Below are 13,220 nucleotides of genomic sequence, written 5' to 3'. Positions count from 1 at the left end.
ACGTCCGGTCAAAGGTGTTAGCGCACCTTTGACCATCCTTTTGGCTTACGGGCTTGCATTTATTACTTCATTACAATTACCCTCCTTCCTTCAATTTTAAAATGCACATCGCCATCAAATTCTATAAGTTTCAATAAGGAAGATATATTTTTAGCACGTGAAACTTTACCCGCATAAACAATATCCGGATCGGGTTTAAACTGATAAACAATTTCTACATTGTACCACTTGGCCACTTTTGCCATAATGGCTTCCAGGTTTTCGTCGAATTTAAAATACCCGTTTTTCCAGGCCACTACATCTTCAACATCAATAGCCCTAGTTACTGCAATGCTCCCACCTCCAACCTGTGCCTGCTCACCTGGTACAAGCAACCTGGTTTGCTTTCCTTCCGAAACTTTCACCGCACCTTCAAGTAAAGTGGTTTTCATCAATTTTTCGTCTGCATAGGCCATAATATTGAAATGTGTGCCCAGTACTTCTACTGTTTGACCATTGCTATGCACTTTAAATGGCATTTTGGGATTATGTGCCACCTCAAAATAGGCTTCACCTGAGATTTTCACATTTCTCTCTTTGCCAGTAAAATGCAAAGGGTAGGTAATGCTGGATAATGCGTTCAGCCAAACTTTAGACCGATCGGGTAAAATAACCTGCCATTGCCCGCCAACAGGTACTTCTATGGTATTAAATTCGGGTTGACTACCTGGATCAGTTTCATTTGCGATACTTTCATATACCAGTTGTCCATCAGCCGTTTTAGAAATCCTGATTCCAGACTGGCTGGCAATCTGGCCATTGTTTAAAGCTGCAAGGTTTATTTTTTTACCGTTAGCCAGTGTTAATGTTGCTGTATTACTGCCCGGTGCAATATCGTTTACTACAACCAATTGTCTGTGTTCGGTTTTCTGCTTGTCTAAACCAAAATAGATGCTGGTTCCGATGGCTAATAGTACAGTTGCTGCAATGGCAAGGCCTTTTATTTTTTTATAAGCATTGAGTTTTACAACAGGTTCCGTTTCCTGCCGGATACTTGCCTTAACATTTCGCAACATTTTCTGCCTGGTTTCGATTTGCTCATCGGCCGGGAGCTGATCAGTATACCTAGTGTTAGTCGACTGGCTTTCGTACCACTGATCTATTTCCCGGATTTCAGCAGATGTGGCCTCTCCGTTTTTGAACCTGGTGATAATTTCCAGTAAGTACTTGTCGAACTCTTTTTGGCTATCGCTCATATAAACGTACTCGAAGCAAAGCCGAAAAGGTTCTACTACCGCTTGCAACAAAAACACAACAAACTGATTTACAGTTAAATATTTTTTATCAGCTACAAAAAATAATTATTTATAAAACAAGTACCAGAATACCAGCGTTAGGAATGTTTTGCTCCCCTTAAATTCTTCCCGTAGGAAAAACATTGCCTTGTGGAGGTGTTTTTTTACCGTACTCACTGAAATAGATGTACGCAGGGCAATTTCTTTATGTGACAATTCTTCGAAGCGGAACATGATGAATACTTCGCGGCACTTTTGGGGTAATTTCTGGCATGCCGAAAGCACACTGAGTTTAAACTCCCTAATCGCCAGTTCATCATCTGCAGCTTGAGGGTTAACCTGTGTTTCGGCAATTAGGTTATCGATATGCTTATAATGCAGCTGTTGCAAACGATACATATCAATTACTTTGTATTTGAGCGCAGTTTTAAGATAAGCCTCCAATGTAGATTTAGGTTCAATTTCATTTCGCCGTAAATACAGATTAACAAATACTTCCTGCACCACCTCTTCAGCATCGCTCCTTGAACGTAAACGTTGATAAGCAGCATTTATTAAACACTCCCAGTATCGGTGATAAATTACTACAAATGCATCTTCCTTACCCAGTTTTAACAGGGCAAGTAAATCTGCATCGGTAAGTTTGTTATGCTGTTCCATTAGAAAATTAAATGTCTGACCTTCCAAAAATTATTTTACCATAATTCTTACTGCTATTTTGTTTTGGGTTGTGTAGCATTAAAGGCTAAAGCATATATTTGTTTAGTAAAATTAAACTTTGTTTATTAATAAGCAAATAACATCATGTTAATTTTTAGTTATTAAAACAGGCTATCAGATTTTCAACCTGATCAAAAGCCTAATGAATAAAGCAATAAAAAATAATTAAATCGCATTCAGATGAACAGTATCTCCACCCAACCCTTTATCATCGATGGCAAAACCTATTCACCTGAAGCAAAACCAATTGTGGTGATTTGTATGGATGGCTCGGCCAATGAATACCTTGATGCAGCTATGGCCCGCAACCGGATGCCCCATCTAAAAAAAATGATTGTACAAGGCTACAGAGGAATGGTTAGGGGCGCCCTGCCCTCGTTTACCAATGTGAATAATGCATCTATTGTTACGGGGCTTAGTCCGGCAGCGCATGGCATATGCGGCAACTATTTTTTTGATAATGCCATACAACAGGAAGTAATGATGAATGCAGCAACTTACCTTAAAGCCGAAACCATACTGGCTGCAGCTGCAAATGCCAGACGCAAAGTGGCCGTAGTTACTGCCAAAGAAAAACTGAGGGATATACTTTCGCACCGGCTAAAAGGCATTGCCTTTTCGGCTGAAAAAGCTGCACATGCTGCCCTGGATACGCATGGTATTGAACAGGTAGAACAATTTGTTGGCCAGCAAACCCCACCAATTTACAGCGCTGAGGCCAGTTTATTCGTATTGCGCGCGGGAGTTGCTCTGATAGCCCGGGGGATGGCTGATGTTTTATACCTCTCGTTAACCGATTATATGCAGCATACTTACGCACCAGATACGGAACAATCACTCGCCTTTTATGAGACGCAGGATGTTGAATTGGGTAAAATGCTTGCTTTAGGAGCAATAGTGGCAGCAACTGCCGATCATGGTATGAATGCAAAAATTAAAGCAGACGGCTCTCCGAATATTTTGTTTATTGAAACCATGCTAACCGAAAGATTTGGTTCTGGCTTTAGGGTAATATGCCCCATTACCGATCCTTATGTGAAACACCATGGCGCCCTGGGTTCTTATGCGGTAGTTTATCTAAACGATAGCACCCAGATTAACGAAGTTAAAAACTGGCTTGAGTTGCAGGATGGGATTACCGAGGTGTACAACAAAGAAACAGGTTGCCGCCTACTCGAACAACCTGCCGACCGTACAGGCGACCTTTTGATACTTTCGGCCCGTGATGTGGTGCTGGGTAAAACTCCAAACGATCATGATTTAAGTGCACTTGATGGAACCTTACGCTCGCATGGCGGCCGGTACGAGGAAATGGTACCCATGGTTATTTCTCATCCACTCAATTCAGTTTATAAAATGAAGGCACAGCGCGATCCCCGTAACTTCGATATTTTTGATTTTGCTATTAATGGGACAAGGTGATTAAAAACCAAGCTAAAAGCTTAATTGTTCTTAAATGTCTTAAATGATAAAAAGATCTGTGTAAATGAGAGAAACTAAAATAAGCAGGTGGTTGCTACGCGCTCCCACCTACTTTTATTAAATTTTATCCCTCAGCCATTTTATGGTGGAAAGGGCATTTGCTAATGTCACCCTCTTTCTTTTCCATCACTTCTGGTGTTGAAACCGGTCTCCTGCGGTGCTGATCCTGCGTAAGCGGGAACACCGAGGTAAAGAAGTTAGACCAGCCACCAGTTCTTACGCGCAACAGATTAAACTGTTCTGGCGAACCCACGGCCTGACTATAAGTATCTGGACTGGCTACCGTGATGGTAAGGATATTGGATGAATGACCTTCGGCAAATTGCTGCATTACACGCACTATTCTCTCTGCCGGAAAATCTTCATCCACATTATAATCCGTTGGTGCACCATCAGTCATCAGATCAGCACCTTCGCCTTCGAAACCAGCCAATGAGGCCTCGAAACCTGCATACTGGTGATCAACCGGTAAATCCATCGGGCTTGGTGCCGCGCTCAGGTCAGAAGCTACAGCGGTGCCCAGTCTGCGACCATCGGCACTGGCTCCGTTCCATGCACCCATTTCTACATGGTTTTCGAAAGTACCTACTCCCGGCTGGATCTGAATACCAAAAGGATGTTCTTCGGTACCATAACGCGCGGCCAGGTTTTGCAAGGCACTGTACATTTGCGGTAAAGGCTTGGTAAAGGTTTCTACTGATATTTTAGCAACCCCACCTAAAATGGTATCGCCAAAAGCATCAATTTCGTGGTGCCCGCGGCCATAACGCGGCAAGCTTAACGCGATTTCACGCAGACGCTTAAAACGATCGGAACGACTGGTAATGCGCGATTCGCCGGCCAGCGTACTGATGAAGGGCTCGGTCATTTTATATCCCCAATCACAGCACAAACATTCCAGCAATTCGGGCAGGGTGGTTACGGCGTTTTTATCATCAAACACCATTACCTTAATGGCGTATAACGAGTTAATGGTCGAACTTAAGGAGATATAGCAAGGCCCGTAAATGTTGTATTTGGTACCTCCGCTGTAAAAATCAAGTCCACGGGCCAAACAATCATCCATCAGCACGTTTAATATGGGCGAAGGACAGAATTTGGTATTGGCCCCAAAACCCATTAGCTGCCCGTTAAAGGCCTTGCGATTTAACAATTCGAAATGCTGGAAATAAATCTTTACCAGTTCATCAAAACTTTTAATCTGATCTGCAGGTTTTGAATTGAGCGATACATTTTGCCCGAACAGGTAAGCCTGGCCCGCCGATGAATAGGTACGCCCTTGGTTTAAAGCACACTCCAATGGCTGTAAGGTAGAAAAGCCACCCAGCGAAAACCAGTTCTCGCCCGGAAACTGCGGTTCGTAACAGCCATCGCAGGCATAGTTCTGTGCCGATTGCATGGAAACGGCCGAATTCCAGTTTTTGTTGCTGTGGCCAAGATCGCCACCCACATGATCTCCACTGCGGTAAAGCCCTTCGATAATTTTTTCGTCGTTGAGCAAGATCGGATGTGCCCCACCCGAAAGGATTGCATGAGCAGCTTCTTCAAGTATTTCTTTGGGAATATCTTTACGTGTACGCAGCGAAAGGCAAGGCGCATTTAAAGGCAACCTGCCCGAGGCACGGATAAAGAGTTTCGTTACATCGTTATAAGCTGGTTTACTGGCTGCAAAATCGGCAGTACCATCGGCTATTGTTCCACCTACGGTAATTTGCTGAATCCACTGGCCTAAAGAAGCACCCTGTGGGTACGGACCGGAAGCACCACCCATGGCCAGGTTGCCAAAAGGCTGATGATCTTCCATAAAAATGCGGTTTTGTTGTACTTTCTCATCTAATTTGATGTAAAAAGCATCGATAATTTCCTGTGCCTCATCTTCCGAAATACCATCTTTTTTATAAAAAGGCTGCAACAGCTGGTCCATCCGGCCAATTGCAGTAGGCTCGCCGTTTAAGTGCAAACAGGAGTGCAGGGTAAAAATAAACTGTACTGCTTCTACAAAAGTATCGGGCTTATCGTTAGCCAGTTTTTTCATCCGAGCAGCGATAGCCAGCAAATTGGCTTTTTCCCAGGCCTGCCCTTCGGCCATTTTTCCGGCAGTTTCGCGGGCCAGCTTTTCGTAGTTCTGAATGTATTCTGTAATGCCTTGCAGCGATAAATACGAAGAGCGATAAAAGTCTTTCAATTCTGGAGTGCTTGCCTTATGCTCGTAAGCCAGTACTTCTGTTTTCATTTGCTGTAAACCTTTTTGCAAAGCTTTTTCGTAATGAGGTATTACGTGCCCTACCCCCGATGCTTCGCTCAGGTTGCTTAAAAAGCCGTCCATGCGTTCGGTTTCCGAAAGGTATTTCATCACATAACGGCCCTCGCCTAACGATAGGTTTGGCATGGCGCCTACAATAATCTCTTCGGGCGAAATCCGGTAGGTATCTGATCCATAGACACATTCGCCTTTTGCTTCGATAAAGGCTGAATAAGGATGAAGCGTACCATCTGGAAACCTGACTTTACGCCCCCTAAAGCCGTAATCAGCAGAGCTAAACAACTGCAGGCTTAAACGCACAGCCCAGCCTTTTCTAATCATGATCGATTCTTTCATGATATCGGCAGGTTTATCACTCCCCTCGTAGGCTTTGATGTAATGCTGAAGGTCGTCTTTAATTTCCTCCTGCTTGCGGTTAAAATACCAGTTATCCTGCCATAAAGAAAAAATATTCTCCATCAGGCTCAGTATGCGGTTACTCGGTGTTTTAAAATAGTGGTTGTGGCGGTTAATACCGGTCGACATGGCGAACAGGTAATTCTGATGGCTGTAGTACATCAACCCGTTTTTAGATGCATCCTGATAATGGCGGTCTAAGCGTGTCCAGTCTACCCCCGGAAATTTAGACCAGTCGCCTTTCTCCATAAACGAGAAATTATTGCTGTAGTCGGGGTGCTGATCCAGGGCCAGGTCATCCATACTTGGAATATAAAAGATACCACCCAAATCTGATTTGAGGTGATTAAATAAACGGTCGTTCATAAAACCCTTATCGCCCCCAACCTGGTTGCTCATAATATTTTCGAGTATTCCGGCTGCTTTGGCAAAACCTGCAAAGTAAATGCCTTCCTCGTCAGAAACGGTAACCGATTTTGGCGCCCTGAACCCAACTGATGATTGTTTGGCCCTGCCGAATGGTAAACCTAAGCGCAGGATTGGCGTAGTATTGCCATGTTCATCTTGTATTCTGGCCGATTTAATGTGACTGCGCGAATCGCGGTCGGGAATAATGGTATCGTCGGTTTTACGTCCAATCAGGTCTTCGATCTGATCTTCGGTCATCATATTGATCTGGTTCCAGTTGATGATAAAACGCTGTGCAAGCACAAACGATCCGCCTAAATGGCTAATATCTTCACCCCCTATTAGAGTATGTTTGGCAATGGTAATCGGATCGGAAGGGTTATTCAGGTTTTCAGAAAAGCGGCAACCCAATACTTTACCTTTATTACCATCTTTCTGATTGGATTTAGAAGCCGCATCCTGTGCAAAATAATGTTTGGTTATTCCCTTTAATCCTTTTACCAGAAAATCGAGTACCACCTCACAGGCCTGCTTGCTATCACTTTTAATGTGAAACCACAGATCGCCATCGGTATCATCGAAAACCCCTTTCGAGGCATCAAAAACATCTGAGGTAAAAGGATCGTCTTTGGTTGGAAAATTAAGGCGCATGCCCTGCGGTAAGCTTAGCCCTTCTTTTTTACAGATAGCAGCCCAGTTTTTAAAAGAAATACCCAGTACTACCGAGGTATTTCTGTTTGCCAGTACTTCATTGGTATTAATTTCTTTCCGTACCGCAGCCATCAGTTCGGTTAACTGTGGCCGGTTTACCGGTGCATTTACCCAGAATGTGGTAAAAATGGCGAAGGGTGATGGATACACTAATCCGCGCTGACAGTGTTTCCACACTTCGTCAAGCCTTTCTTCTAGTTTTAAGGTGTTCATTGTTCGAGATGTTTATGTTTATAGATGGTTAAGTCTGGCCTTATCTGCGATCGGAAGTTAAGCCTACTGCTAAGTAACCATATTTTTATGTATTTACACACCGTATAAACACCCTATTTTTAACTACACATCTACTAACACAACACCTACATCGACTTACACATGTTCTCCTCCAATAATTAAGCGCGAATTGTGATTTAACACCGGAAACATCATCTCTGGCACCTCATAGCATTAAGCAATAAAAATGAATAAAAAATACCGGTCTTTTATCGTTATCCAACTTCTTTTTTCTGAATCCTTTTATTAAAATCGGTCAAACGTTTGCGTTATCCGGCCTTAAATATTTAACCTATCTTAGAGTAAAACAGCTATTAACTAATTGACTAACCAAATTGAAAACAACATTAAAAACATACAAGTTAATTCAGCATTCATTTGGTGTGCTATTACTTTTAATTAGCCTAAATGCTTTTGCGCAACAAAAGAAAACCCGGCCAAATATTATATTATTTTTAGTAGACGATATGGGCATAATGGATACTTCGGTTCCGTTTTGCGCTGAAGTGATGCCCTTGAATAAGCGGTACCATACACCCAATATGGAGCGGTTGGCCAGGCAAGGCATGAAATTTACCAACGCCTACGCACAACCTGTTTGTACACCTACCAGAACAAGCCTGCTAACCGGTATGAACACTGCGCGTACCCACATTACCAATTGGACATCGCCCAATAAAAACGAACCTACCGATGCCAAAGACGAGCAATTTGCCCCTTTAAACTGGAACATTAACGGATTAAGCAATACCACCAATACAGAAAATACGGTTTATGCCACTACTTTCCCACAATTGCTCAAAAAAGCCGGTTATTATACCATTCACGTAGGTAAGGCGCATTGGGGCTCGATGGGCACGCCAGGCTCAAATCCATATAACCTGGGCTTTATGGTTAATATTGCAGGTCACTCGGCAGGGCATCCGCAAAGTTATCTTTCCGAACAGCGCTACGGCAACTTACCTGGCAAAGCACAGGCACAAGCCGTGCCCGATTTACAGGAATATTACAACAGCGGTACTTTTTTAACAGAGGCTTTGACTTTAGAAGCTAAAAAAGCAATGGAAACACCCATTGCCAGAAAAGAACCTTTTTATTTAAACCTGGCACACTATGCGGTACATGTACCCCTTATGGCCGATAAACGCTTTGTGCAAAGCTATTACGATGCAGGTTTGGATAGTGCCGAAGCAAAGTATGCCAGTATGGTTGAGGGCATGGACAAAAGTTTGGGAGATATTATGGACTTCCTTACAGAGAAAGGTGTAGCAGAAAATACCATTATTGTGTTTATGAGCGATAATGGAGGCTTAGATGCGCATGGTCGTGGTGGCGCGGTTAACACCCACAATTTCCCTTACCGCTCGGGTAAAGGTTCGGTATACGAAGGTGGTATCCGCGAGCCAATGCTTGTAAAATGGCCGGGCGTAGCTAAAGCACAGAGCATTAACGCCAATCCCGTAATTATTGATGATTTTTTCCCCACAATGCTCGATTGGGCAGGTATAACTGATAAAAAAACGATTCAAAAGCTGGATGGTTTAAGCTTAGTACCCACCTTAAAAAATCCCGCTATTAAACTCAATGATCGCCCACTGGTTTTTCATTACCCCAATAAATGGACCAATGAAAAAGAGGAGCAGCTTTTAGGCATCAATTATTATAGTGCCTTAAGATACGGTAAATGGAAACTGATTTACCGCATGCGCAACCAGGCCTTAGAGCTGTACGATTTAAGTAAGGACATTTCGGAGAAAAACGATCTGGCAGCCTCAAATCCGACAGAAACTAAAAAGCTGGCCAACATTTTAGGGAAAACCCTAAAAGAGCGTGGTGCACAAATGCCTGTTGTAAGCAGTACCTCAAAGCCTGTTTCTTTTCCTGATGAACTTACATCAAATAAACAGATCCAAATACCTCAAAAATTACACTGAACAGTTTTTGAGGTATTTTATCCCAGTATCTGATTAATGGGCTAAGAACAGGCAAAACAAAGCCTTTGCGCTTCATTTTTCCGTCTTCCAACTAAGGAAAGATTAACCGTGATAAAAAGGTGTAGAAATAATTCCACACTTTTCCCCAAAACGAATTAAACCTTGTTCCACAGTTTCAAAGAATTGTTATCCAAAACATTAATCATTATTATTTTTTTGAGTCAATTCACAACAGAAACTACCATTAAGTGTTCCGACTTTAAATACCTCAGTTTGGGGTCATTTCACAAAAAAAACAGCCGTTACGATATGCCAAAAGGCCTGTCCATAATTTTGGGCAACTAAATGGGCAAGTAAAAAACAGATTGAAGCCCTGTTTTATAATAGTTTTGAAACAGAAATGGCACGGTATTAATGTAACCTAATGGAATAACATATGGATAGTATCTGGATATTGGTTATAGCCGGTGCAAGGAATAAGCTTAAATATTTTGCCCATTAAGATACCTGCCTGAGCGATGATCATTACCTCAGCAGCGCCAGGGCTTTATTTAAATCAAGGTCCTTATTGCTTAGTACATCGGCGGGGCTGTAATTAACAGTATAATTGGGCATAATGCCACGGCCACGACTTGCATTTTTAGCTACAGATACCACACGCATCCACGGAAAATCGACTACGATCTTGCTGTTGGGTAAGGTTAGCCGTTGCACTGTCATACCGTTACAGCCCTCTTCCGAACCTGCTGTTTCCCGCCCAATAAACTTAACATTTTTATTTTGCGCCTTTAACGCTGCTGTAAAAAGTGCGCCTGACGAAAAAGTGGCTCCATCAATCAACACAATCAGATTGCCATCAAAGTGATTCGTTTTAGCAAGTTTAAATGGCCCGTATAGTTGTCCAAATTCTGGTGTAACAGTAATGTGGTGCCAGTTACCTGCCTTAGCCCCGGCTTTAAAACCGAGCTTAAAACCACTGGTAATTCCGGCATCAAAATACCGGGCAAACTGACTGGAAGCAGGATCAGCGAACCTCGATTTTACATCGGCAACAATATTATAATCAGCATCAGCCAGGTAAGACAATAAACGGATAGCCACCCTGATATCTCCACCGGTGTTGTGCCTTAAATCGAGCACCAAATTCCTGATATCTTTCCGTTTAATCAGGGCAAAAGCTTTTTCATATACCACAGTATCGGTATACGCAAAGGGACTTACCTGAAACCAGGCTGTCGATTTATTTTTTTGAAAGCGTAAACGCGAATTTTCAATTTCACCGGCTACTGTCCATCCGGCAAAATTATCGACCGTTTTTTGTGTTTCAGCAGGTATTTTTGCGTCATTTGCTATCAGCTTTACTGTTTTCAACCCACCTTTGGCAGTACGTAAGTTAAGTGTGTATGGGGGCTGCCAGTGGAAGTATTTGTTACAAACATCTTCAAAACCATCGTATTCGCTTAAAAACAATTCTTTAAATGTTTCATTATAACCATCACCACAATACAGGTTAAAACCATGATCAATCATTTCGGAAACCGGAATACCATTCATTGTAATAATTTCATCCCCTGCATGTAGTTCCTGAACCTGATGCCCGGTAATCCACACCCTGTGCTGTTGTACCAATACATGAAAAGGCAAGTGCGGTACTTTCTTATCGCCCGATGGTTTAAATGATGCGGCATGTTTTAACTGGGTATGCCCACACCTTAACTGGCATAAAAAGGGATACACTGCATCTATAAACTCACTTTCAGAAAGCGGTCTTTTTAGGCTGTTGTAAACATTTTGATAAGCCTGCTTTAATTGGGTTGCTGGCGTATAAAAACCATAGCCCGGATGCAGTTCTTTAATGGCTCCCCACAAAACAGCTAAATCGCCATGCATGTGGTTTACAGTAAGTAAATTTTTAGCTGTGGTATCTGCTTCGGCAGTTGGCCTGTTGTTTTGCTTATGTGATGCATTACCTCCGCAACCCAGCGCAACTGTCATTAGGAAGAGAATAAATATTCTGATTAGGGGCATTTTCATGAAGGGAGATTATGGAGATGCAATATACTGGATATTAGGCCTTACCCCAAATTTTTATCTGAGTTGGAATGCGGATCAAGCCCCCAAAAAGCGGATTGGATACGGCTGAATATTAAACCGGTATGGCAGAACCATTCTAAATAGCGCAATGCAGTTTAGCTTAACATATACTTTAATTTTTCGCAACATAGCCAATGTAATTTTGCCGCAAACGGAAAACAAAACTTATGAACAAAACGCTATTAAAGCAAAAGGCTTTGGCCCTTGCTGTTGCCGCATTCGTTACTTCAGCAGTGGTAATCAGTGCCTGTAAAAAGAACAATGAACCAGAAACACCAGAAACCACTGCGGTTACCTTAAAAGATTATTCGGTTAACCCATCATTGGTAAAAGCAATGCCTGGTTTCGAAAGCCTGAACATTACTACACTAATCAGCTCGGACGATGTATTGCCTGAATCGCCAAACTTCATTTTTGGTGCACAGCCAGATGGAGCCGGAATTATTAAAAACCCTGCTGGTGAAGGCTTCATTATGATTAACAACCATGAAATCCTTCAATCGGTATCGCGCGTGTACTTAGATAAAAATTTCAAACCGGTAAAAGGAGAATACATTGTAGACTCTGATGGCGGTATGACCCGCCTTTGCTCTGCTACAATGGTAACCCCTGAAGAACATGGTTTTGCTAAACCAGTTTTTTTAACTGCAGGTGAAAGTGGCGCAGAATCAATGATTCATGCCATTGACCCACTTGCGGCGGCCGATAAAAAGAACAAACAAAGAACTGTTAGCGCATTGGGCAGATGGAGTGCAGAAAATGCCGTACCGCTACCTAAAGGAGCATTTGCAGGTAAAACGGTAATCATGATTGGCGAAGATGAAACAGACGGACAGTTGGCCATGTACGTTTCAAATACACAGGGTGATTTGGAAAACGGCAAGTTATATGTGATGAAACGCAGCAATAACGACCCAGTTGAAACCAACATGGATAAAGGACAAACCTACGACGTAGAATTTGTAGAACTCGATAATGTGAAAAGCAGTACTGGTGCCCAGTTGCAGCAACAAACCATCGATAAAAAAGCTTTAATGTTAGCGCGTGTTGAAGATATCGATTACAGAAAAGGCAGTGCTGCCAACGGCCGTGAAGTATATTTTACTGCAACCGGTGTTAGCCAGGGCGATAAAATTACTCCTGTAAGCGGTAAAACCATGTGGGGCCGTGTGTACAAGCTGGTATTAGATGCAAGCAACCCATTAAAAGGTAAATTGGAAGTAGCTGTTGATGGCAACGATAATCCTGGAAAAAGCATTGTAAATCCTGATAACCTTTGCGTTACTGAAAACTACGTATACATTCAGGAAGATGGCGATTCATTTTACAAAAACAACGATCATGATGGAACCATATGGCAGTTTGCAATGGCTTCAAAATCGTTAAAACCGATGTTACAGATGAATCACCGCAGAACAGATGCTACTTTTAATGCGAAATACAACCCGGGAAACAGTACACTATTAAGTAGCTGGGAATATGGTGCCATGTACGATGTATCTGCTTTAACCGGCATTCCGGATACGTTTGTGGTTAATTTACACCCACACACCTGGACAAATGATAAGTACAAAAATGCTGATGGTGGTACAACTAGATTGGTTAACAATAACGAAGGTGGACAAGTTGTAATTGTTCGCGGCGTTTCTAAATAATCCAAAAATG

General features: G+C 42.5%; 7 protein-coding genes. 3 read left to right on the top strand and 4 right to left on the bottom strand.

The window, feature by feature from the left end; all coding sequences use genetic code 11:
• Positions 1 to 62: 62 nt before the first annotated feature.
• Entirely contained in the window at positions 63 to 1,235 is a 1,173-nt protein-coding gene (locus tag G7074_RS14425) for a FecR family protein (protein WP_166209047.1), read from the bottom strand.
• Between the two features lie 105 nt (positions 1,236 to 1,340).
• The gene (locus G7074_RS14420) at positions 1,341 to 1,934 is read right to left on the bottom strand and encodes an RNA polymerase sigma factor (RefSeq protein ID WP_166209045.1); all 594 of its coding nucleotides are present in this window, start codon (positions 1,932 to 1,934) and stop codon (positions 1,341 to 1,343) included.
• A gap of 240 nt (positions 1,935 to 2,174) precedes the next feature.
• Here G7074_RS14420 and phnA point away from each other — a divergent pair, with 240 nt between their 5' ends.
• Entirely contained in the window at positions 2,175 to 3,416 is a 1,242-nt protein-coding gene (phnA, locus tag G7074_RS14415; protein ID WP_205944054.1) for a phosphonoacetate hydrolase, read from the top strand.
• Between the two features lie 124 nt (positions 3,417 to 3,540).
• On the opposite strand, the gene G7074_RS14410 is transcribed toward phnA, so the two are convergent.
• The gene (locus tag G7074_RS14410; protein WP_166209042.1) at positions 3,541 to 7,467 is read right to left on the bottom strand and encodes a Dyp-type peroxidase; all 3,927 of its coding nucleotides are present in this window, start codon (positions 7,465 to 7,467) and stop codon (positions 3,541 to 3,543) included.
• Positions 7,468 to 7,862: 395 nt separating this feature from the next.
• Here G7074_RS14410 and G7074_RS14405 point away from each other — a divergent pair, with 395 nt between their 5' ends.
• A complete protein-coding gene (locus G7074_RS14405; RefSeq protein ID WP_166209040.1) occupies positions 7,863 to 9,461 on the top strand; it encodes a sulfatase in 1,599 nt (532 codons plus the stop codon).
• Between the two features lie 525 nt (positions 9,462 to 9,986).
• Here G7074_RS14405 and G7074_RS14400 read toward each other — a convergent pair.
• Positions 9,987 to 11,456, bottom strand: a complete 1,470-nt coding sequence (locus G7074_RS14400) for a S41 family peptidase (RefSeq protein WP_166209037.1) — start codon at positions 11,454 to 11,456, stop codon at positions 9,987 to 9,989.
• Positions 11,457 to 11,722: 266 nt separating this feature from the next.
• Between G7074_RS14400 and G7074_RS14395 the strand changes: the two genes are divergently transcribed.
• Entirely contained in the window at positions 11,723 to 13,210 is a 1,488-nt protein-coding gene (locus G7074_RS14395; protein WP_205944053.1) for a hypothetical protein, read from the top strand.
• Positions 13,211 to 13,220 lie beyond the last annotated feature (10 nt).

Origin of the sequence: Pedobacter sp. HDW13 (assembly GCF_011303555.1) — a bacterium.
Lineage (GTDB): Bacteria > Bacteroidota > Bacteroidia > Sphingobacteriales > Sphingobacteriaceae > Pedobacter.
This window is presented reverse-complemented; position numbering and strand designations above follow the sequence as displayed.